General features: G+C 51.9%; 19 protein-coding genes and 1 pseudogene. 13 read left to right on the top strand and 7 right to left on the bottom strand.

What is annotated here, in order from left to right; all coding sequences use genetic code 11:
• The first annotated feature begins 3 nt into the window (after positions 1-3).
• The 4 genes from HRQ63_RS13540 (at position 4) to HRQ63_RS13555 (ending at position 4,373) form a co-directional block, all read left to right on the top strand.
• Positions 4-993, top strand: coding sequence for a phosphotransferase enzyme family protein (locus HRQ63_RS13540; RefSeq protein ID WP_172244516.1), 990 nt, complete (start codon positions 4-6; stop codon positions 991-993).
• A gap of 293 nt (positions 994-1,286) precedes the next feature.
• On the top strand, positions 1,287-2,774 hold the full coding sequence (locus tag HRQ63_RS13545) for a methyl-accepting chemotaxis protein (protein WP_172244518.1): 1,488 nt from the start codon (positions 1,287-1,289) through the stop codon (positions 2,772-2,774).
• A 159-nt stretch (positions 2,775-2,933) separates the two neighbouring features.
• Positions 2,934-3,371, top strand: coding sequence for a DUF488 domain-containing protein (locus tag HRQ63_RS13550; RefSeq protein WP_172244520.1), 438 nt, complete (start codon positions 2,934-2,936; stop codon positions 3,369-3,371).
• Positions 3,372-3,494: 123 nt separating this feature from the next.
• Positions 3,495-4,373 (top strand): GNAT family N-acetyltransferase, encoded by an 879-nt coding sequence (locus HRQ63_RS13555; RefSeq protein ID WP_172244522.1) that lies wholly within the window; start codon positions 3,495-3,497, stop codon positions 4,371-4,373.
• A gap of 367 nt (positions 4,374-4,740) precedes the next feature.
• On the opposite strand, the gene HRQ63_RS13560 is transcribed toward HRQ63_RS13555, so the two are convergent.
• Positions 4,741-5,016, bottom strand: a complete 276-nt coding sequence (locus HRQ63_RS13560; protein ID WP_172244524.1) for a hypothetical protein — start codon at positions 5,014-5,016, stop codon at positions 4,741-4,743.
• A 271-nt stretch (positions 5,017-5,287) separates the two neighbouring features.
• A complete protein-coding gene (locus HRQ63_RS13565; protein WP_172244526.1) occupies positions 5,288-5,842 on the bottom strand; it encodes a hypothetical protein in 555 nt (184 codons plus the stop codon).
• 217 nt (positions 5,843-6,059) lie between these two features.
• On the opposite strand from HRQ63_RS13565, the gene HRQ63_RS13570 reads away from it, so the two are divergent.
• Positions 6,060-7,028: an SDR family NAD(P)-dependent oxidoreductase gene (locus tag HRQ63_RS13570; protein WP_172244528.1), complete on the top strand. Its 969-nt coding sequence runs from the start codon at positions 6,060-6,062 to the stop codon at positions 7,026-7,028.
• A gap of 453 nt (positions 7,029-7,481) precedes the next feature.
• Here HRQ63_RS13570 and HRQ63_RS13575 read toward each other — a convergent pair whose 3' ends face one another.
• Entirely contained in the window at positions 7,482-8,225 is a 744-nt protein-coding gene (locus HRQ63_RS13575) for a CPBP family intramembrane glutamic endopeptidase (protein WP_172244530.1), read from the bottom strand.
• Entirely contained in the window at positions 8,222-8,809 is a 588-nt protein-coding gene (locus HRQ63_RS13580; protein ID WP_172244532.1) for a TetR/AcrR family transcriptional regulator, read from the bottom strand. Before HRQ63_RS13580 ends, HRQ63_RS13575 begins: the two co-directional genes overlap by 4 nt.
• A gap of 203 nt (positions 8,810-9,012) precedes the next feature.
• Here HRQ63_RS13580 and HRQ63_RS13585 point away from each other — a divergent pair, with 203 nt between their 5' ends.
• From HRQ63_RS13585 to allD, 3 genes are all read left to right on the top strand, one after another.
• A complete protein-coding gene (locus HRQ63_RS13585; protein WP_172244534.1) occupies positions 9,013-9,732 on the top strand; it encodes an SDR family NAD(P)-dependent oxidoreductase in 720 nt (239 codons plus the stop codon).
• Between the two features lie 157 nt (positions 9,733-9,889).
• A complete protein-coding gene (gene allE / locus HRQ63_RS13590; protein WP_172244536.1) occupies positions 9,890-10,678 on the top strand; it encodes a (S)-ureidoglycine aminohydrolase in 789 nt (262 codons plus the stop codon).
• Positions 10,679-10,724: 46 nt separating this feature from the next.
• Positions 10,725-11,783 carry an ureidoglycolate dehydrogenase gene (allD, locus tag HRQ63_RS13595; protein WP_229714196.1) on the top strand — a complete coding sequence of 353 codons (1,059 nt, stop codon included), beginning with the start codon at positions 10,725-10,727 and terminating at the stop codon, positions 11,781-11,783.
• 127 nt (positions 11,784-11,910) lie between these two features.
• On the opposite strand, the gene HRQ63_RS13600 is transcribed toward allD, so the two are convergent.
• Entirely contained in the window at positions 11,911-13,542 is a 1,632-nt protein-coding gene (locus tag HRQ63_RS13600) for a PucR family transcriptional regulator (RefSeq protein ID WP_172244540.1), read from the bottom strand.
• Positions 13,543-13,829: 287 nt separating this feature from the next.
• Between HRQ63_RS13600 and allC the strand changes: the two genes are divergently transcribed.
• The 4 genes from allC to HRQ63_RS13620 all read left to right on the top strand — a co-directional run bounded on the left by allC (position 13,830) and on the right by HRQ63_RS13620 (position 19,049).
• Positions 13,830-15,056 carry an allantoate deiminase gene (allC, locus tag HRQ63_RS13605; RefSeq protein WP_268239464.1) on the top strand — a complete coding sequence of 409 codons (1,227 nt, stop codon included), beginning with the start codon at positions 13,830-13,832 and terminating at the stop codon, positions 15,054-15,056.
• Between the two features lie 217 nt (positions 15,057-15,273).
• Positions 15,274-16,722, top strand: coding sequence for an allantoin permease (allW, locus tag HRQ63_RS13610; RefSeq protein ID WP_268239467.1), 1,449 nt, complete (start codon positions 15,274-15,276; stop codon positions 16,720-16,722).
• 21 nt (positions 16,723-16,743) lie between these two features.
• Entirely contained in the window at positions 16,744-18,111 is a 1,368-nt protein-coding gene (allB, locus tag HRQ63_RS13615; RefSeq protein ID WP_172244546.1) for an allantoinase AllB, read from the top strand.
• 497 nt (positions 18,112-18,608) lie between these two features.
• Positions 18,609-19,049 (top strand): hypothetical protein, encoded by a 441-nt coding sequence (locus HRQ63_RS13620; RefSeq protein WP_172244548.1) that lies wholly within the window; start codon positions 18,609-18,611, stop codon positions 19,047-19,049.
• 323 nt (positions 19,050-19,372) lie between these two features.
• Here the strand turns inward: HRQ63_RS13620 and HRQ63_RS13625 are convergent, their stop codons facing one another.
• Positions 19,373-20,305, bottom strand: coding sequence for an AEC family transporter (locus tag HRQ63_RS13625; RefSeq protein ID WP_172244550.1), 933 nt, complete (start codon positions 20,303-20,305; stop codon positions 19,373-19,375).
• Positions 20,306-20,346: 41 nt separating this feature from the next.
• Positions 20,347-21,156 carry an alpha/beta hydrolase gene (locus HRQ63_RS13630; protein ID WP_172244552.1) on the bottom strand — a complete coding sequence of 270 codons (810 nt, stop codon included), beginning with the start codon at positions 21,154-21,156 and terminating at the stop codon, positions 20,347-20,349.
• 231 nt (positions 21,157-21,387) lie between these two features.
• Between HRQ63_RS13630 and fdrA the strand changes: the two are divergent.
• Positions 21,388-23,109: pseudogene (gene fdrA / locus HRQ63_RS25930) on the top strand (acyl-CoA synthetase FdrA); the annotation flags it as partial.
• Positions 23,110-23,112 lie beyond the last annotated feature (3 nt).

A 23,112-nucleotide genomic window follows, 5' to 3' on the forward strand; every position in this document is an offset into this window, starting at 1 on the left:
GCGGTGAACACACTCATAAACGAACAATTGACGCATCTTTTATCGCTTTACGATCTCGAACGTCCCGTAGCGACCTTTTTAAGGCATAACGAGAACCGGACTTACCGCGTGCAGGACGGATCGGGAAAAAAGTACCTGCTGCGCATTCACGATCCTTTCGTTCCGGACATGGCGGGACTTCAGCATCGGTTCGAAGGCATCGCCGCGGAATTGGACATGCTCGAGCATTGGGGACGCTGGAACGAACGGGAGGTCCAAATTCCGGTACGGAACGGGCAAGGCGGACTGGTCACGACATTCGAAAGCAGCGGGAAAAAGGTTCACGCTTCGCTGCTTACTTGGCTGGAGGGACGCGATCTGATCAAAAACGATCTGCCCTGCGAAAATACGGTCCGCGGATTGGGCGAGCAGCTTGCGAATCTGCATGCCTTTTTCGACCAATATGAACCTGCGGGGATCGAGGCCCGTCCTCATCAGGGTAAAGCGTACAACGTCAAAATGGCCGGCGTGATCCGTTCGGGCGTCGGACAAGGTCTGTTCGCCGAAGAAGACGCGGATACGATCGAGCAAACGCTGGACCTGGTCAATCGGCGCCTCGGAGATGCGGACGGCGACGAAGGCCCCGGCTTGATCCACGGCGATATCGGATTGGGCAATACGATCCTGACGGAGGACGGCGGCGTGCGTCTGATCGATTTCGGCTTTTACGGCCGGGGGTATGCGCTGACCGATACGGCGATGGCGGTCATGATGCTGCCGGCGGATTGGCGGGAAAGATTCTTGGACGTATACTTCGGAAACAGGCGCCGCACCGAAAACGAGCTTCGGCAGATCGACGGATTCATGCTGGTCGCGATCATCGGCTACTACGTGTTCCATTTCGGGAACGCGGCGATGCACGACTGGATGCGCGGCCGCATGCCGATGCTGTGCAGGGAGTACTGCCGTCCGTTTTTGGCGGGCGAACCCATGCTGGAGCGGATCGGATTTTGAGAAGAAATGCCGCACCGTTTCGGACATGATTCCGTGAAAAGTTCGTTCTGCTGTCGCATAATGACGAAATTTAAAAAATGCTTAATAACTTGTCGAATTATTCCGATATGTATAAAGTGGTGCGTACAAGTACGCGATAAAAGGCTTCGAAGCGGTCGATCGCGATAGATTCATCGATCCGGTTCAGAGGAAATCGGCTTACCGAAAACGTTCTACTAACTTGTTTAGTGTTGACAAGGAATTACATCAGCAGACGAATTTCATCATGACAAAGAAAAGGACGGAATCGGAACATGGATCGCAAAGACAGTATTCTTTGGAAGCGCAACAAATTGGTAAGCTATATGCTGTGGGCGATCACCTCGATCAGCGCGGCGTTGGCTATCGTCCTGCCGGAAATCTGGCCGATCGTATTGATTTCCCTGATCGTGCCGGTAGGCGTCACGATCGCCAACTTCGCCAAAAAAGGCATCCGGATCATTCCCTGGGTCGTCACGGCATGGGTCATTTTGAGCGCGGTCACGACCAGCTTCGAACAAATCAGCATCGTGCAGGGCATTTTGATCTTGCTGCCGCTGCTTTTGTATCCCGACAGCAAGCATTACAATATCGCGTTCGCGGTCATCTTGGTCTATTTTGTCGGTCACTTGACGTTCAAGCCCGCGGCGGACCCGATCGTCGCGTTTACCAATCTGATCAACCTGAGCATGTTCGCGGTAACGGGCATTATCCTGATCACGCTGTCCCACGTGAACAAAAAGCTTTTCCTGAGCGGCGAGAAGCGCCGGGAAGAGATCGAGCAATCGCAGACGCGCGTCGAAGCCATGCTGAACCGCGTCAAGGAATCGGTGGAAGGCCTGACGGAATTCACGGACGGATTCAAACGGAAAGTCAACGACACCGTCACGATTTCGGACGAAATCACGCTGGGTTTCGGCGAAGTGGCCCGGGGCGTCGAAGTGCAGGCGGCCAGCGTGGCGGAAATTTCGGAATCGCTGGCTTTGACGGACGGCCATATCCGGAACGTGGCGGCTTACTCGCAGCAGATGAAAGACATCTCGGCGGACATGGCCGGAAGCACGCAGGTCGGAAGCTCGAAAATGGACCTGCTGAATACGCGAATGGACAGCCTGTACGACGCCATGAAAACGGCGGCCGACGATATGCAGAGCTTTAACCGGGAAAGCGAGTCGATGACGGAGATCTTGAACGGCATCTCCGATATTGCCCGCCAAACGAATTTGCTTGCGCTCAACGCCGCGATCGAAGCGGCGCGGGCTGGCGAGCACGGCAAAGGATTCGCGGTCGTTTCCGACGAAGTGCGCAAGCTCGCGGAGCATTCGGGGCGGTCGGCGACCGAAATCGCTTCGATCCTGGTACGGCTTCAAGGACGCACGAGCGAATTGACCGGGCGTTTCGACAGCATGCGCGTTTCGCTCGAGGAAAGCCGGGACGTGGTTCAAACGGCGGAACAAGCTTTCCGCGCGATCGACGAAAGCTCCCGCGACGTGTTGACGCAGGCTTCGCATATCGAAAGCAGCTCCGTGACGATGAAAGATTCTTCCGGACACGTCGTGGGCGAAGTTACGGAAATTTCGGGCCTGACCGAGCAATCCAGCGCGGCGGCGGAAGAAATTTTGGCCGGCATGGAAGAACAGCGGAACCTCACGAAACAGATGGTCGACAGCTTCCGCGAGCTGGAAAGCCTGATCGTCGGACTGAGCGAGCTGGTATCGTCCTCCGGCGACGGCGATGTTGAAAAGCTGCGGGAGACGGCATAAAAGGCTGCCGAAAGCGAAATGAAACCCTGCGGCACGCAGGATCAAGAACGAAGTTATAAGTCCGCGTACTCCGCGGGCTTTTTTTGCGTTTTTCAATGCGTGCCGAAGCGGTTTATGGTTGAAAGGAGAATCAATCCGAACAAGAAAGGAGATCGCGCTTTGACGAATACGCGCAAACCGTCCGGCAGGCTGTACACCTCGAACCTGCCCGGATTGAAAAAGCTGAAAACTCAGGCGGATCGCCTGCTGATCACGCGGGCGGGAGCGGAGATTTCGAACGTCGAGCCTGTCCGCGCGCTGTCGCCTTCGCCCGACCTTTTCCACACCTATCTCGACGAATGGAGGGACCGCCCGGACAAAAGCTGGTGGCCCGAGTACGAGCGCCGCTTTCGGCGGGAGTTGGAAAGCGAGGAGAAGCTTGGTGCTTTGCGGGACGTGTACAAAAGACTGCTGCGGGGGCAAGATGTGGCGCTGATCTGCTTTTGCAAAGACCATCGGTACTGCCACCGCAGACTGGTCGGCGAATTTTTCGAAGGCTACGGCGTGCGGGCCGAGGAGTTGAATCCGGTGACGGTGGAGCAGATCGATTTGTTTTGAGATTCGAGCAAGAACCGTTCATTCGCGGATCTCGAATTCGTTTAGGATACGGAAAGCGGGTCTGTACGCTTCCTGAAGAGCGAGCTTCCTGCTTAAATTATTCACGAATGCGAGGGACCGCAGATGACTGTTTATCGATGGGAACGGGCAAATCAAGAAGAGTTTGCCGTGAATCAAGTCGTCTATTCGAATGCCGATATCGAGATGTGGTACGACTGGACCGCTCAATTGAACGATACGAAATTTACGGAAGATTGCTTTTGGGTCGTGGAAGAAGGACGAAGAATCGGCGGAATTCTGAAACTGGGCGATACGCTGATGTATCCGTTTCTGATTCCGCCTTTTTCGGATCGGGAGAAGTTTTGGACGGGACTGCTCGGCAGCCTCGGGGAAAAGGTCGCGCATATCAACGGAGTCATGCAGCAGGATGCGGACATTTTGCTTGCTCGCGGTTTTGAATCCCAGGTTGTTCGCCGCGTTATGTGCAGTCCCGCAAGTTCAGGGAAAATGATCGCGCTTGCGGAAGGATACTCGCTGCATCCTTTTGACGGCGCGACCGATTTGAACGAAATTCAGGAGTTGATCCGAAGCGCTTATACGGGCAGTCTCGATTACGAAATATTCGGTACGCCGAGCGATGAAGAACTGCGCGGCGATATTCAATATTTGCTGGACGTATACCGTCAGCGGAATTTGTCCGTATACGTCGCGGACAAACATTCCGGAAAGCCGATCGGCGTCTGTATAGCGGGAGTCGGGGAGAAGATGCCGCTCGGCTTTGCCGAGATCGCCGAAATCGGCGTCGAGCCGTCGCACCGCGGCCGAGGAATCGCGGAATTAATGCTGCATCATGTCAAACACCAAGCGCGACCGTATACGGACGTGGTCAAGTTGTGCGTAACGGTGGGCAATCCGGCGGAAAATCTGTATCGGAAAGCCGGATTTCAAGGAGGGCCGTCTTTTGCGAAAATGAGTCGGATGCCTCGGGCAAACATGAAGTAAACAACCCGATGCCGTCTGCGATCATCCGATAAATCAACCTGCTTTTCTGCCTCTTGGCCGATCGAGCCGGTTTCCGTTTTGAATGATGCGCTGCCCGCATACGGGACATTGAAATGCCGATCGGTGAACCGGAACGTTTTGCAGCGAATAGTCGCAGTAAGGGCAAACGCCTTGATACTTTCCAAAATATACAACGTGAGCAACTCCCATCAACGCAAGGTTCCACATCAATGCGGTATGGCCGTAGAAGTCGATTCGGCTTAGAAGGATCAGAATAAACGCATAAACGCCGGCAGTGATCAAAGACTCCGTGCGATCTCTTCGGAGTTCGTAAGGAGAGTGATTTTCTTTTCCCGTTCTCCACTCGTCAAGTACGGCTTTTAGATGTCGGGAGTTTAGAGGATCGGTGGCGCCCCGTTTGCTGTTGATTATGATCGCGAATAAAACGGGCAGGAACAGACTCGATAAAAAAGAATCGATATGAAACGGTCGGGCGGGCACGGAAGAAAAAACGACGATCGGAACCGAGAATAAAATCAAACCGACCGAGACGAACGTGAATTTCATATTGATTTTTGCCGCAAAAGTATTTCTTCCCAAAAATTGAGTAAAGCTCAATAAACCGAAAATCAAAATCCCGCAAATGCCGACTCTTAGAAAAAAATCAACGATAGCGATAAGGATAATCTCCTTTCGAAATGTAGTAGAGTGTTATTATGTAATTATCATATATTCAATATAATCCCTTTTATTATAAAAAGATAAATAGAAACGAACAATAGAACCAGAGAAGCATGGCTTAGGCCTTACGTTTTGGAGAAGTCTCGATAAGCAGTTTGAAAAAGAAAAAACCCGCGTTAAACGCGAGTTTTCAAGCAGGAACCAATTCCCTGTGGATTTATTAAAACGCATGGTTATTTCTTTGGCTGATACCGCGTCACGTCCACCGCCACATGCTCCAGCTTCGTTTTGCTCAGCGAATGGTAAGGCGCGTAAATCGTCACGAACCGGTCGTTCAGCGGGAAGGTGAGCATATCGGTTTTGCCGACTTTGTACCATTTGCCTTTGACGTTGTTGGAGTTCGGCAGCGTCACGGTCGTTCCTTTGTAGCTGTAGGAATCGTCGCGCGGGGATACCGATACTTTCATGTATTTGAACGAGAAGGTAACGCTGTCGCCGGATACGGCTACCTTTTTGAAGGCATCGCCCGTGATCATGCGCGACGGCACGTATGGGGTCTCGAATCCGTCGAACGCTGCAAAGGCTTTGACGATGCTTTTATATTGAGCGGCGGAATAATTCACATCGCTTACCGTAAAGTTCGCTTTTTGAGCTTTTGCGGCGGTCGTCGAAGCGGCGGCTGCCGAGTGCGTCGTGCTGCTTGCCGCCGAAGCGGTCTGCGCGGATACGGTTCCTGTCAAAAGTACGCCTGCGGCGAGCGAAGCGGCCATCCATTTTGTGTAACGCATTGTTCATCCATCTCCTTCGAAGTCTTGTTTTCTTGTTCTGAGGTTATCTTACTCGAAGAATGTATCCGATTTAAAACTGAATTGTATCCAAGATGTAAATAAATTCGTTGATCCGTTCATACGTCAAACTTGACTTATAGTACGCTCTAAGGAGTAAAGTGGAGGAAGAACATCGAAAGTCTTTCAAATCCATCCGAACTCAAAGGAGCGAATTAATATGGCACAAGCGTATACCCGAACCCCGCAGCATCCGGTCGAGTCGGGATTCGGTCTCAGAAGCACGGCGAACGACGTTTTGAACGGAATCGACTTGTCCGGCAAGCTGGCTTTGGTCACGGGCGGCTATTCGGGCCTGGGTCTGGAAACGACGAAAGCGCTGGTCAAAGCCGGGGCGCGCGTCATCGTGCCTGCCCGTCGCCCCAAAGCTGCTGAAGAAGCGCTATCCGGCATCGAGAACGTCGAGGTTGACGAGTTGGATCTATCTGATTTGAACAGCGTCAAAGCTTTTGCGGATCGGGTGCTGGCAAGCGGCCGCAGCATCGACTTGGCGATCTTGAACGCGGGAGTGATGGCAAGTCCGGAGACGCGCGTCGGCCCGGGCTGGGAGCTGCAATTCGCGACGAATCATCTGGGGCATTTCGCGCTGATCAATCGGCTGTGGCCGCTGTTGACCGCAGGCGAAGGCGCGCGGGTCGTGTCGACGTCTTCGACGGGGCATCACTTTTCGCCGATTCGTTGGGATAACCTGAACTTTGAAGGAAACTATCATAAATTCGAAGCTTACGGCCAATCCAAAACGGCGAATTCGCTGTTTGCCGTAGAATTGGACCGCCGCGGAGCGGAGCAGGGCGTTCGCGCTTTCGCGGTGCATCCGGGCGGCATTTTGACCCCGCTTCAACGGCATATGGGCCGGGAAGAAATGATCGCGCTGAAATGGATCGACGAAGACGGCAAAGGCAATCCGGGCTTCAAAACGCCGGAACAAGGGGCCGCGACGCAGGTCTGGGCTGCGACTTCGCCGCAGCTTGAAGGCAAAGGCGGCGTGTATTGCGAAGATTGCGACATCGCTAAGCCCGCGCAGGAGGAAGGTCCGCGCGTCGGCGTGAAGGATTATGCGGTCGATCCGGAAGAAGCGAAGCGGCTGTGGGATTTGTCGGTGGAGTTGACCGGAGTGAGCGGGGCGTGAAGAAGGTTTTTTAAAGACTGAAAAAGAGAACCCGGCTGACGGTCGAACGTCGCTTCGCTTGTATCCATGCGTCTGCCGACTATGGCTATGAAATAGAACGATTCAAATATTAAAAAACACACAAAAACATTCCGTTTTTGTGTGTTTTTTGATGTTTGGGGAAAAACGGAATTTGAGACCTGTAATCAACTGTCCCGATGGTCATTAACATAGTAAGCATAATGTCCTACCTAGTTGTTTATCATGGATAGGTGAAATTCGAACAATATCATATATTCGGAAGAATCGCTGCGGATAGAGGTGGATGCGGCTCGGAGCACGATTCGGAACATTTTTGAATCATGCAAGCGTACGCAAGAGGGCAATATTTGTGTGTGTTTTTCATTGGAATCCTGTATGTGCTTGTTCATAAAATGAAGTCTTCTTCTTAGAAAATTCGGATCTTTTTAAGTGTTACATTTGCTCCCGCGTCCCCGCTCTCCACAACCCGATCGCATACACCAACATCACCAACACCTGCACGCCGACCACAATGAGCGCAGTCCGGTCCAGCGATGTTTCGGTTACGTAAGAGATAAAATTATGTACCGTGTGCCACAACATGCCGATCCATAAGCTTTTGGTAATGCTCACGATCAAGGCCAACACCAGACCCGCCAGAAAAGCGAACGCGATTTGCAGCAGAACGGCCCACGGGTTGGTTCCGCTGAGCGCGTTGACGGAGTGCAGCGCGCCGAAGATGATTGAGGAGCCGATCACAGCCGCTTTAGGTCCTTTTTGACGGATAAAGCCGAATACTAATCCGCGGAAATAGACTTCTTCATTGATTCCGACGAGAATGGTGAATACGATAAGAACCAGGTAAAACGCGCCGGGTTCCTGGAACTTGGGAGCGAAAAGCACCAGAGGAACGATTTCGAGGAGCAGCAGCGGGGCAAACAACCAAACCTTTTTTACACTGCCCGAAGCAGGTTTGCGGAATCCGTAAAATGCCAGAGAGTGACCCGAACGGGCCATAAGCAGAAAGCCGATCAATATGGAACAAGCCACAGCGGCAGACATCGCCAGATAACCGGGAACTTCGTCGAGTACGGCGATTTGCGTGATGGCGGCACCGACAGAAGTTAAAAAGGTACAGATCAGAGCAGCCAGAATAGCCGCTCCGTAGGGGTGTTTGCGGATAAAGGATTTGATCATGGTAAAGTGTCCTCGCTTTCTTGTTTTAGACCGATGAGTATTCCTTTGTAGACGTCGCGCAGGATTCGATTGGCCTCGGCGTCGTCCATCGTGCTTCCGTTGGTTGCGAGCAGGGAAGCGATGCCGTGCGTGGTGAACCAGATGCCGGAGTATAAGCGCTGCGCCTGATCGCGGCTTAATCCGGCCATCCGGGCGATCATGAGAATGATCTCCTCGTCGCCCTCGGTCGTTCCGGCGATCTCGGCGACTTTTTCCTGTTGGAACGCGCCGGACATGAACAGCAACTGGAACAGCCTTTTCTCGGTGCGGGCGAAGCGGATATAAGCCAGACCCATGCCGAGGAATCCTTCTCCGCTGTTTTGCAATCCGTCCATCATGGCCGCGTTGTAGAGCTGCTCGGCTTGGGCTCGGACGGCGGCTTTGAGTTCTTCCATGGAAGCGAAATGGCTGAAAATCGGTTGAGTGGAGCAGTTGAGCTTTTTGGCGACGTTGCGGGCATTCACGGCATCCGTGCCTTCTTCTCGAACCAAGTCCAAAGCGGCGCTTAGGATGGCTTCTTTGGTGAGCTTTGGTTTGGGTGGCAATGTAGTTCCTCCTAAAAATAACTTAAGTTATATTACGTATGTTATTTAATTGTTTGAATGTTGTCAATAGATTTTAATTTAAGCGCGAGTTGACCTTAATTAAATCTTCATAACAACTCCGAGTGGATACGATATGCTTATTCAAGTAAGTGAATGACAATTAAATTCTAAAGCGAAGCAAAAACATAAAAGGAGAAATATACATGAAAAACTACCTCATCTTCGGAGCAAGCCAAGGACTCGGCGACGCTTTCGCAAGAGGTCTGCCAGGGTCCGGTGATCGCATGTGGCTCGTGTCGCGGAGTCGCCCGTCCAGCCTGGAGCTGCAAGACGGCGCCGAGCGAACCTGGATTCCGGCAGATTTGTCCGAACCCGGAGCCGCGAAAACGATCTTCGATCAACTCCAAAACGAAAAGCTGGACGTCACCGTATACAATGTGGGCATCTGGGAAAAGGAAGGCTTCGAGGATCACTACACGTTCGATCAAGACGAGCCTGAGCATATCTCGCGCATGATTCAGACCAATATCACTTCGGCTATCGTGTGCCTGCAAGGCCTTCTGCCGAATCTGCGTCAATCGAACTCCGGCAAAATCATCCTGATCGGCTCGACGGCGGGACTTGGCAACGCGAACAATTCCCAAGTGTCCTTCGTCGCGTCCAAATTCGCAATCCGCGGCATCGGCGAAGCGCTGCGCGAACATCTGCGTCAGGACCGGATCGCCGTCACCTGTATCAATCCGGGCGAGTTGGCGGCGGAAATTCCGTATGCGGAAGGGCGGGAACGGGCGCTGGAAGCGTATCAGGGAACGCGCATTCCTTTGCAGGACGTGGTCGATTTGGCGAACTGCCTGATCGGATTATCCCCGGCAGCATGCGTCAAAGAAATCCATCTACCGGCCATCACCGACATCAACGCCTGATTTTTGTGTAAAAACGCACTTTCTTTGTTCATCATCAACAACTTCGCCTTCAGAATTGTACGTTTTGAAACTAGTCGCATTCCCGGCTAAGCGTTTACAATGAACAGGAACAGTGATTTCGGCTGTAATCCTACTCATGGAAAGGGAACGATCAGACATGGGATATAAAAACAATAACGTCGGCTACCTGGATGGAATTCTCACTTCACGCGCAGTCGTCAAAAAAAATAATTACGCGATTTTGCCGCACGATGGATTGGTTAACAACGTCGTACCGGGCTTTGAACATACACGCATCAGCATTCTCGGTTCGCCGCGACTCGGAGCCAGCTTCTCCGACTTTATCGCCGAGTTCCAAGAAGGCGGCAAAAACACGCTCGGCTTCGGCGGCGAAGGCATCGAGACTTTCGTTTACGTCATTTCCGGCAAATTGAACGTGAGCGACAGCAAGGAGAAGCACGAACTGACGGACGGCGGTTACGCATTCTTCCCGGTAGGCGAGAAAATGTACTTCGAAAACGCCCAATCCGAGATGACCGAAGCTTTCTTGTACCAACGCAAATATGATCCGCTCGCGGGCTACGAGGCGCATAAAGTCGTGGGCAACCGTGCGGATATCGAGCCGATCGAATACGAAGGCATGACGGACGTCCTGTTCTGGAATCTGCTGCCGACCGACAACCTGGGCTTCGACATGAACATGCACATTTTGGAATTCTCTCCGGCTGCCAGCCACGGCTACGTGGAAACGCACTACCAAGAGCACGGCGCGTACATCCTATCCGGCAAAGGCATGTACAACCTCGACAATAACTGGTATCCGGTTGAAAAAGGCGATTACATCTTCATGGCTTCTTACGTGCCGCAAGCCGCTTACTCGACCGACCGCAAAGAAAAATTGGCTTATGTCTATTCCAAAGACGCCAACCGCAACCCGGGCGTATAATCATCCAAGAAGGAGGTCTTGAACCATGTCTACTGAAGAGAAAATGATCCGCGTCAGCGGCGAACAACTGCACGGTTTGATCAAAAACAAGCTTGTCGCTGCCGGATTGAAAGACGAACAGGCGGAAGAAACGGCGCACCACCTCGTATACGCGGACCTTTGCGGCATCCACTCCCACGGCGCGGTACGCGTCGAGTATTATGCGGAGCGAATCAACAAAGGCGGCATCAACGCAGAGCCTGAGCTGAACTTCGAAGCGACGGGACCGAGCACGGCCATTTTCCACGGTGACAATACGCAAGGCCACTACGCGGCCAACGAAGCGTTGGAGCCTGCGATCCGAATGGCAAAAGAAAGCGGCGTAGCCGTGGTCGGCGTCTCCAAAGTCGGCCATACCGGAACGCTCTCGTACTATGTACGCAAAATTGCCGAAGCCAACCTGATCGGGATCTCCATGTGCCAATCCGACCCGATGGTCGTGCCTTACGGCGGCGCGGAACGTTACTACGGCACGAACCCGATCGCGTTCGGCGTACCGAGCGCCGGCGAAGATCCGTTGATCTTCGATATGGCGACGACGGTACAGGCCTGGGGCAAAATTCTGGATGCGCGTTCGAAAGGCAAACTGATCCCGGACACGTGGGCAGTCGACAAAGACGGCGCGCCGACAACCGATCCGAACGAAGTCAACGGTTTGCTGCCGATCGCGGGACCGAAAGGCTACGGCTTGATGATGATGGTCGATATTCTGTCCGGCGTGCTGCTGGGACTGCCGTTCGGCAAAGACGTCAGCTCCATGTATCATAACCTGCACGAAGGACGTAACCTTGGACAGATCTACATTCTGATCGACCCGGAACGTTTCGTCGGATTGAAGCCGTTCCAGGAGTCCATCACCCGTACCATGAAAGAACTGAACGCGATCAAGCCTGCAGCCGGTTTCGACCATGTTCAATACCCGGGACAAGGCAGCCACGAGCGCTATCTCAAAAACCTCGAAGAAGGCGTCGATATTCCGGAATCGATCATCCGTTATTTCGAGTCCGACGTGATCCATTACGATCGGTACGAAGGATTGGACGCGTTCGCGAAGTCTTCCGAGTAACTCGAGTTCAGTCATAAGGAAACATCACAAAAAAAGCATTGAATGCCGGATCGCGAGCGCTTGTTAAAGCTTGCTCCGAATCGCTTTCAATGCTTTTTGGCATACTTATTTATTTTTTAGACGCGTTTTAGCTGTTCTCGTCACTCAAAGCGAGCGCCAAACGCAGATTGAGCGAATGACTGGGCGAATTGACCGCATGGCCGAGGATTTCCTCGCAGCGCAAAATCCGGTATTTGACCGTGTTGCGGTGAACGAACAAAGCCGAAGCCGCGCTGGCGATTTCGCACTGCGCGCCCAAGTAAACCGTCAGCGTTTTGCGAAGTTCGACCAGTGCGGGTTCTTTCGGATAAGCAAAGTCCTTCAACACGTTTTCGCAGAAAAAGCGGACTTCGTTTTTTTCGAGATGATGGAACAGCTGCACCATCCCTTTGTCTTTGTAATGAAGGATCGGCTGCGTTTGCAGGTTGCTTTTTCGTTCTTCGAATACCTGTTTGGCTTCCGTATAGGATTGATTGATCCGTTTCCAGTCCGTATACGGATTGCCGACGCTGAAAATCAATTGAATATCCAGATTTTCGTGCAGCCGGCTGCGCATCGCCATCAGCTGCTCGTCCAGATCGGCCGTTTCGCGCTGGACCAGAATGACCGTTTCTTTGCTGACGCCGAAAAAGAGCACCAAGCCGTTGGCGAAATAATCCGGAACGTGTTTTTGCAGCCACTGCGAAGCCAGAACCAACCGTTCCTCCTGCTGAAGATGGGGCATCGCGTCTTCCAGCGCCGCTTCGTCGAATACGTGGACCACCTGATAATGATCGGACAATAAGTAGCCGTGCTTCATGTTCAATTCGAAAGACCGCGCGGAAGGCGTAGGGCCGGAATGATAATCGATCAATTCTTTGAAATGCTCCGTCGCGATCGATTGTTGGGACTCGGATACCTTTTCGTTTTTGAACAGGACGAACGATAACACCATCGCCGCTTGATCGATCGCGAAGCTGGAGATGGGATACGGAATTTGCTCCGGATTGACGATGACCAGATAATGCGGGAAATACGTATGGACCCGGATCGGAATGATGGAGATTTGAACTTCATGTCCTTTCGGACCGTTGATGATGAACGAATCGTTTTCCTTGGGCATCTCCTGCATGGTTTGCACGATTTGGTTAACGTAATGCTGCGCGGGGTTGCCCGACTGATTGAATTGCTTGGACGAATCCATGATTTCTTTGAAAGGATTCAGCAAAATGATCGGCGTTTTGACGATTTCGCTCAGTTTGTTGATCACCACCTGGTTATTCGCGTTTTGCACCAACAAGCTGAAGAACTTTTTTTGAATATCCAGGGCGAACGAAATTTCTTCATAGCGCGTTCCCCAGATTTTATTGAGCAGCTGGTGCAGCAGGGAGCCGAGCGAATACGTATTGGGAATATCGATCAGCGGAAACCCGACCTTTTCGGCGTACGCGATGACTGCGGGATCCACTTCGCCGATAAAGCGTCCGGTTTTGATGCCGAGGCCTACCGCTTTGGCGCGAATCAGCGAGTCGATCAGCGAAATCAACCCTTGCTGGTCATTCGTATAGCTCATGGCCGTCGTCAAAAGCAGAACGTCGGCTGGAATATAATGCTCGATATCGGGCGTTTCGGAGATTTCCACGCTTTGTATCGTTTTGTTCGCATCGACTTGTTCGGGGCTGGTTAAAAGTTTGATATCCGAGTAGCGGGGAAGCTTCAGGATGTCAGTTATTGTTGTCATATGAGATTCCTTTCTGTAAAACCGACTGCTTCTGAAAGTAAAGTTGTTTCTCGTATAGTATGTCAGGTACAAACACGGAATGAAAGCGGTCGATTTTGAACGGCTGTCTATTTTTGAGATTTTCGTACACGTTTTTAACGAAAAAATGTGCAGAATGAACAAAAGAACTCGAACGTTTTGTATAAATGACCAATGATATTGAAAGCGGTTATATTTATACTTAACTCAGAAAGCTTATTCTTTCGAAATAACCAATGGTCAAAAATATCGAAAAACGGGGTGAGCTTGTGATCCAATCAGCGCCGCAAACAATCGATGACTTGATGGACTGGATTTCGGGATTTTCCGATGCAGAAGGTCCGGGGACGACTCGGTTACTTTATAGCCCATCTTGGATAAAAGCGCAGCATGCACTGAAAGAAAAATTCGAAGAACTCGGCATGATGGTCGAATTCGACGCGGTAGGCAATTTATTCGCCACGGTTGCGGGAACCGAGCAGCCGAACGAAGTGATCGCGACCGGTTCGCACGTGGATACGGTTGCCCGGGGCGGACGTTTGGACGGGCAACTGGGAATCATGGCCGGATATTTGGCGGTAAAAGAACTGCTGGAGAAAGAAGGAAAGCCGAAAAAATCGCTTCAGATCATCTCGATGGCGGAAGAAGAAGGCTCCCGTTTCCCGTACGCGTTCTGGGGCTCCAAAAATATCTTCGGCATAGCCGATCCCAAAGACGTCGAAGACATTTCCGATGCTCAGGGTATCCGGTTTACTGACGCCATGCGCGCGGCCGGATTCGATTTTTTGGAAGGAACGCCTAAGTTCGACCGTATCGCCGCATTCCTGGAACTGCATATCGAGCAGGGCAACTTCTTGGAAAACACGGGCAAAAAGGTGGGCGTGGTCAACGCGATCGTGGGTCAAAAACGATACACGGTCATCCTCAAAGGCGAAGCCAACCATGCAGGCACCACATTGATGGAATATCGCAAAGATACCGTCGAGTGCATGGCCTGGATCATCACGCAAAGCATCGACAAAGCCAAAGCCGAAGGCAGTCCGCTTGTCTTGACATTCGGTCGGGTCGAGCCTAAGCCGAATACGGTGAATGTCGTTCCCGGGGAGACACTGTTCTCCATAGACTGCCGCCACACCGATGCGCAAACGCTGGATCGTTTCACGCTTGAGATCGAAGAGGACATGCGGGCGATCGCCGCGAAAATGGGCATACAGATCGAGATCGACAAATGGATGGACGAGGCTCCGGTTCCGATGGACGCCCGGATCATCGAGACGATCGAGAGCGTATGCAAAGACAGCGGCCTGAGCTACCAAGTCATGCACTCCGGTGCCGGACACGATTCGCAGATTTTCGCGCCTCGCGTGCCGACAGGCATGATCTTCGTTCCTTCCGTAGGCGGAATCAGCCACAACCCTGCGGAACACACCGAAGCGGAAGATATTCAACAAGGCGTACAGGCTTTGGCCGAAACGTTGAAGCGTTTGGCGTACTGATCGCCCGCATTTGTACCCCGTTCCTTGATAAGCCATACGAATATCGGTACATGTCTACATTTTAATCAAGCAGACCGTTCCGTTCTCTGCTTGATTAAAAGACACCATCACTTATTAAAGCGCTTACATTTTATTTGGCGCGGGAAAAAGCTCGGAAATAAGGGTCTAGGAGAGTTGCGTTTTGCTAAATATAGAGAATGAAATACCGGAAAACGACGTGGATACCTACCGGAAACGCGGGTATGAAAACGAAGACGTACTACCGAAAACTCAAGATAAAAGAAATATGGGACCTATGAATTTCTTTACGCTTTGGATGGGCTCCATTCACAATATTCCCAATTACGCGGCGGTCGTCGGTTATTTGCTGCTGGGGCTTTCGCCGCTCAATACGATGCTCGCCGTCCTTCTGGGAGGGACGGTCGTTGCCTTCTTCCTGTACTTCAACGGCCGTCCGGGAACGAAGTACGGCATTCCGTTTTCCATGCAGCTTCGCTCGACTTACGGAAGCAAAGGCGCCAAGCTGCCCGGCTTTCTGCGCGGCGGCGTGGCAGCGATCGCCTGGTTCGGCGTTCAGACCTACGTGGGGGCGGCAGCGCTGACGATCCTGATCGGAAAAATCTGGCCCGCATATTTACAAATCGGAGCCGGGAATGATATTCTCGGAATCTCCGTTCCCGAGTTGATCAGCTTCGTCCTTTTTTGGGCGGCTAACATGGCGATCGGCTTAGGCGGGGGAGGCATTCTTAACAAGTTTACCGCGGTATTAAGTCCGATTATTTACATCGTTTTTGGCGGAATGACGATTTGGGCGATCAATGCGGGCGGCGGGTTGGGAGCGATCTTCTCTTACGAAATGTCGCAAACGCCTTCCGTAAATCCCGTCTTCGGTTATCTGATCATCATCGCTTCCGTGCTTGCCGTCTGGGCCGCGCCGGGCGTCAGCGTCGGAGATTTCACGCAGAACGCCAAATCGCAAAAAGCGCAGGCGGTCGGGCAGATCGGAAGCTTGGTCTTCGGTTATCTCGTGTTCGCGATCATGGCGGTCGTCATCGTAATCGGGGGAACAATCCGTTACGGGGAGCCGACATCCGGCAACGGGGTGCTTGATTTCATTAACCAATGGGATAGCCTTCCCGCTATTTTGTTGGCGACGCTCGTGTTTTTGATGACTACGATTTCCACGAATGCGACAGGGAACATCATTCCGGCCGCCTATCAACTGACGGCGTTGTTCCCGAAATTCGTTAATTACCGTAAGGGGGTGATGATCGCCGGAATCATCAGCGTGCTCATCATGCCGTGGCGCTTCATGTCCGGCGGCAGCGGCATCATCGTATTTTTAAATGCGATCGGGGCATTGCTTGGTCCGATTGCGGGTGTTATGATTGCTCATTATTACTTTGTTCAAAAACAAGTAATCGATTTGGACCAGTTATATTACGACGTCCATAATCAGGGCAAACAGAAAAGCGCGTATAACGGAATCAACTACAAAGCCTATGCGGCGACTCTTGCCGGATTGTCGTTGGCCTTGAGCGGTCAGTTCATTCCGGTCTTATCTTTCATGTCCGATATCGCCTGGATAGCCGGCTTCATGTCCGCGTTCGCGCTCTACCTTGCCTTGATCAAAGCATCATCGAAAAAAGCTTTTGCCGACAATTGAAATCAACGGGAGGAATAAAGAATGGCATACGATTTGGTAATCAAGAACGGACTGGTTATTTTGGATAGCGGTGAAGTGAAGACGGATGTTGCCATTCAAAACGGCGTCATCGCCGCGATCGGCTCCGATCTGGAAGGTTCGAAAGTCATCGACGCCGCAGGCTTGATCGTAAGTCCCGGCATGATCGACGCCCACGTGCATATTTCCGAACCGGGCGGCGAACACCGCAAAGACTGGGAAGGATACACGACCGGAACGGCTTCTGCCGCAAAAGGCGGAGTCACTTCGTTCCTCGAAATGCCTTTGAACCAGGTTCCTGCAACGACGGACGGCGAATCGCTGCAAATCAAATATGATGCCGGTCAAGGAAAACTGAGATCGGACGTCTACTCGTACGGCGGCCTGGTTCCTTACACGTTGAAAAAAGGCGGCATTCAAGAGCTGGATGCGGGCGGCGTTATTGCTTATAAATGCTTTATGGCGACTTGCGGCGACCGTTCGATCGACGGAGACTTCATGAACGTCGACGACTACTCCCTGTACGAAGGCATGAGACAAATCGCGAAGACGGGTAAAATCCTCGCGATCCATGCGGAAAACAGCCCGATCACGGACCGTCTGGGCGAGATCGCTTACGCAAACGGCGAAACGACGCTGAAAGCTTACGTGGCGACGCGTCCGGTATTCACCGAAGTCGAGCCGATCCAACGCGCGATCCTGTTCGCCAAAGAAACGGGATGCCGCATCCACATCTGTCACGTCGCTTGTCCGGAAGGCGTGGAAGCCGTGACTCGCGCCCGTCAAGAAGGCGTAGACGTGACGTGCGAAACTTGCACGCACTATCTGTATTTCCAAACGGACGAGCTGGACTCGATCGGCCCGGTCGTCAAATGCTCGCCTCCGATCCGCGACAAAAAAGCGCAAGACGGACTGTGGGAAAAAGTCATGAGCGGAGAAATCCTGTTCGTCACGTCCGACCACTCCCCGTGCACGCCTGACCTGAAAGACAAAGAAAACGCGTTCGACGCATGGGGCGGCATTTCCGGCCTGCAAAACAACGTCGACGTCATCTTCGACGAAGGCGTGCAAAAACGCGGCATGTCCCTGAAAGCTTTCGCCGACGCGATCGCGACCAACGTCGCCGACCGCTTCGACATCGCCAACAAAGGACGCATCAGCGTAGGCAAAGACGCGGACATTATCCTGATCAAGCCGAACGCGCCGTACACGCTTCAAGCCGAGCAGCTGGAATACCGCAACAAAATCAGCCCGTACATCGGCCGCGAGATCGGCGCCCAAATCGCGACGACCATCCTGCGCGGTCAAGTCATCTACTCGCAGGAAACCGGCGTGACTTCCGAATTCCCGGGCCAATTCGTAAAGTGCTAAAAGCCGCAAAAACCCTCAACGGTTATCGTTGAGGGTTTTTTAACGTTGTCGGGAAAGTCACGTGGGCGCGGGAAGCGAGAAGACTGCGAGAGAAATTCGTTTCGGTCGCGTGTTGAAATCGAGAAAATTGATTTAAACTTTTAGTGGTTTTTTCTCGATTTCAAAGGCGATCGCTAACGCTCCTACACTGAATTTCTCTCTCCGTCTTCTCGCTTCCAGTTACGGTAGGTTTTCTCGACACCTTAAACCTCAACGCTTATTGTTGAGGTCTTTTCTTATGTCTAAAAAAATTTAATATCAAGTGAAGTGACGAAGCGGAGGGAGAATTCATTCAAGGCGCTATCGAATTGTATTTGAAATCTTTGGAGCAACAGCAAACTTAGTTCGGTTTAAATTGTTTATTTTTATGGAGTACCCTTTCAACTCGTAATCCCAGGATTACGTTTTCCTGAAATAACAATTTGGTATATTCTTGATTGTTGCCGAAAGGAGATAAGATGTATAAAAAAGCTATCATATCGATGCTGTTATTGGAAATTGTGTTTTTATTTGTGCTGCAATATGTTTACGGCAATGTGTTGGATATCGGATCGTTGATCGGGCTCGCGGTACTGCTGATCTTTTTGAATCTTTTTCTGATTCATAGGCTGAGCGGAAAACGCAAACAAGCAGTATTCGTTATTCAGATCATTCTTTTGATTTTTATACCCGTTTATTCGATGATGATGAGTCCTGCCCATACCTACGAAAGTGCAGCAGAAAAAGTCGAGCAGAATCTAGAAAGTTCTGATAAGATCATCAAAAATCGAAAAGTGATATTGATGGAAAATGAAGATGGATCTATAAAAAAGGGTTACCTTTTCTCGATGGAAAACAACTCGGACCCTGCTTCGTATGCTTTTAATCCATGGAACGGAGACTATCAAAAAATAGATTAGCATAGAAGAGAAGCTAAATCAGGAGTTTAGGTTTGTCTGAAACGGACACGCTTCAGATTTGTTTCAGACGGGCGTAAGTTTACCTTTGACTTCGGCAAAGGACTTGGAATTGATTTTTTGGAAATATGAAAAAAACCTCAACAGCTGTCGTTGAGGTTTTTTCTTACCCATAAAAAAATCGGAGCGAAGCGACCAGGCGGAGGGAGAAATTCAGTTTAAGACGCCTTTGAACTCGGAAAATTCCTTATTCAAATTCCAATCAACTTTTCCGAGTGAGACAGCGTCTTGAACGAATTTCTCCCGCAGCCTAGCCCTAGCTTCGTTCAGAACAACAACGTAATGATCGGAATCGAAATCATCGACAACAGCGACGACAGGAACACGATCTGACTGGCGAACTTGGCGTCGTTGCCGTAATTGCCGCTGAACATCGCGACATACGACGCGGTCGGCATGGCGATCATCATGATCGGAATCACGAGCGCCGGTCCCGTCAATCCGAAGGCTTTCAAAATAAACAGCAGCGTCACCGGCACGATCAACAGTTTGAATGCGGCCGCCAGATACAGGTACTTGTTTTTGAATGCTTCCTTGATGTTGCTGCGCGACAGCATCAGGCCGATCACGATCATGGCGAGCGGCGAAGTGGCCGGGCTCATGATATGAATGACGCTATCGATCGGTTCAGGCACCGGCAGTTGGAACGCGAAGAACACGAGGCCGAACAGGATCGACAGAATGCCGGGGCTCAAAATCACCTTTTTCCAATCGAACGAAGCTTTTTCCGTCCCGTTTCGTGAAATCAGGTAAATACCGAGCGACCAGGATACGATCTCGAAGATGAATCCGGCTCCGACCACCGCGTAAAAGAGCGCCTCCGGACCGAGCAAGCTTTGAATGATCGGATAGCCCATGAACGAAGTGTTGGAGAGCAGCAGGGCCGTCTGGAAAATGTCTCTTCGGTTATCCGGCAGCGCCAGTCGCCTGGAGAGCACCATACCGACCGTGAACATGACGACGTAACAAAAGATCATGATGCCGAGGATCAGGAAGGAGGTATGCAGGCGCTCTTGACTCATCTCCAGCTGCATCGCCGAAAAGATCGTGGCCGGCATCGTGATGTACAGCACCAGCTGCGTGATGTCTTTTTGCCCTTTTTCCGAAATCAGCTTGCTTCTTCCCGCGATAAATCCGATGACGATCAATAAAAATAGCACGACTACCTTTTGTAGCGTCAGAAAAAAATCGATTTGCATGAATAAAATCCTTCTTCCGTGTAGTATGTTCTGCGACAAACTCAATCGCGATCCAGCCACTTGATCAATTTCGAATAAACGTCCAGCCCCCATTCTTCCGTTTGGGTCCGATCGAAATCATGGTGCGTCGATTGTACCAAATGAAGCTCGCTGTCCGGAATCCATTTGTGCAGCATTTTCGATTGTCTGACCGGCACGTCGGGATCTTGATCCGCGGCGGCGAGAAAAGTCGAAGGCAGTGTCGCAAGTTGTTCTTTCGTCAGGTCGAAGTTCCGATCCGGCGGCGTATCGCCGAACAGAAGAGTAATCCAATTGCCTCGCTGCCGGGCGGCCAGGTAAAGCAGATATCGCTGTTCCGAAGGTGAGGAGGCGATCGGTTGCTGGGCAATCAAGCTCTGCATGGTCGAATCGGACACCGGAGGAAAAGCGAGAAAGTGTCGGCTCGGCACATGGAAGCTGGCTTCGCTCAATGTGTGGTACCCGTAAAAAGCGATTACGCCGAGCGGTTTAACCGCAGCGGAAGCGTGAACGGCATAATGCAAAGCCAAATACCCGCCTGCCGAACGTCCCATCAGATAATGATCGGCGTTTTCAAGGCCCAATGTTCGAAAGCCCTGATCCGTGAACCATGCGATAGATCGGCTGATTGCCTCCATGATTGCCGGAAGCGGCGTCTCGGGAGCGAGCGGATAATCGAGGGTAAGCAGTCCATAGCCGTGTTCGGTCAGCATGGAGACGTAAACGCTCGGAAGATCGTCCCGGTGCCCGAAGATCAATCCGCCGCCGTGAAAATAAACAATCGTGCCTTTAGCGGGAGCACTTTTTTTACTCGGATAAAAGGTTCCCTTCAACCGCAGCCCCTCAGGCGCGGCTATCGGAATTTCAAAGCGGTTCGCCTTTATTTCTTCATTCAGTTCAACCAGCACCTTTCCTCTGATCCTCGATCGGTTTTGTATTAACATATCATAAAGTATGGATGACTTTTTTATTCATAGTGCACAAAAGAATGCGCGTTTTTGGACGAATTGTTCATTTTTCACGAGTATGAAAGCGGTTATACTAAATTCAAAAGGAGGGTTTACATGTTACACTCTGTGATCCAAAAAAACAATTACCAAGATTCGATCAACTTAATGCTGTTAACCAACTCCATTAACGGATTAGAAGGCGTTACGCAAGGCCAGGTCATGATGGCTACGGACGCCAATAAAGATATCTTGAAAGCAGCCGGCTTGTTCACCGACGAGGTTCAGGGCGCGGGCGCCAACGATATGGCCATTGTCGTGGAATCCGATGACGCGAACATTCTCGAATCGGTCGTCGAAGAAGTGAAACGCTTCTTGAGCAACCTGTCGGGCAGCAAAAAAGGCGACGGCATCGAAAGCGTGGACAACTGGAAAGACGCTTTGGAAGCCATGCCGGACGCCAATTTGGCGCTGTTGTCCATTCCGGGCATCTACGCGGCGGGCGAGATCGAAAAAGCTTTGGATTCGGGACTGCATGTATTCTCCTTCAGCGACAACGTGAGCCTGGAAGACGAGATTCGCCTGAAGCAAAAAGCGCATGAAAAAGGTCTGCTGTTGATGGGTCCGGACTGCGGTACGGGCGTACTGTCCAGCGTTCCGCTTGCCTTTACCAACGTGACCAACCCGGGCAACATCGGCATCGTGGCCGCATCCGGCACGGGCATTCAGGAAGCGACCACCATTATCGACCGTCTGGGCGGCGGCGTCGTTCATGCGATCGGAACCGGCGGACGCGACCTCAAAGAAGGCGTGAACGCGCAAACGATGATCGACGCCGTTGTTGCTCTTGAGCAGCACGCGCCGACCGACGTGATCCTGGTCATTTCTAAACCGCCTGCGAAAAAAGTCCGCGACAACGTGATGCAGCTGCTGCAATCGTTATCCAAACCGGTCGTCGCATTGTTCCTGGGCGAAAAGCCGGAAGCGCATGTCGGCAACGTATCGCTGGCTTATACCTTAGAAGAAGCGGCGAAGATCGCGGTCGATATCTCGAACGGCGACGACGTGAAAGCCAACTACAATGAACCGATCGACTTCGCGGTCGACCAACCGCTTGCGGCAGGAAAAACGGTGAAAGGCCTTTACTCCGGCGGCACGCTGGCGAGCGAAGCGGCGACGCTGATCTCCGACGCGCTGGGCCTGGACAACGTGAAAGGCGAAGAAGGCTATATCTTGAACACGCAGGGCTTCCAAGTGATGGACCTTGGCGACGACGTGTATACCCAAGGTAAGCCTCACCCGATGATCGACCCTGAAGTTCGCGTGAACAAGCTCAAAGAAGTGCTGAAAGACGAAAGCACGGGCATCATCCTGGTCGACGTCGTGCTCGGCTACGGCGCGCATGCCGATATGGCAGCCGCTCTGGCTCCGAGCATCAAGTCCGCTCTGGACGAAGCTCAAGCTTCCGGCCGTCAATTGTACGTGATCGGCAGCGTCGTCGGCACCGACAACGATCCGCAAAACTACGCGCAGGCCGTCCAAACGCTCAAAGACGCCGGCGTAATCGTCGAAAGCAGCAACGCGCGCGCAATCCGTTTGGCGCTTAAGCTGATGGGACGCGAACTGCAAGTCGCGGACAAAGGCCGCGTGGAATATACCGATGCCAAGATCGAAGTTCCGGCTCCGGGCGAAAAAGTGCTCGAGCTGCTGAACAGCGTGCCGCGCGTCATCAATATCGGCATCCAAAGCTTTACCGAGTCGATCACCGCGTTCCAGGGCAAGGCGCTGCAATTCACATGGCGTCCGAAAGCGGGCGGCAATCAAAAGCTGATCCGCATCCTG

The organism is Saccharibacillus endophyticus (assembly GCF_013185185.1).
GTDB lineage: Bacteria > Bacillota > Bacilli > Paenibacillales > Paenibacillaceae > Saccharibacillus > Saccharibacillus endophyticus.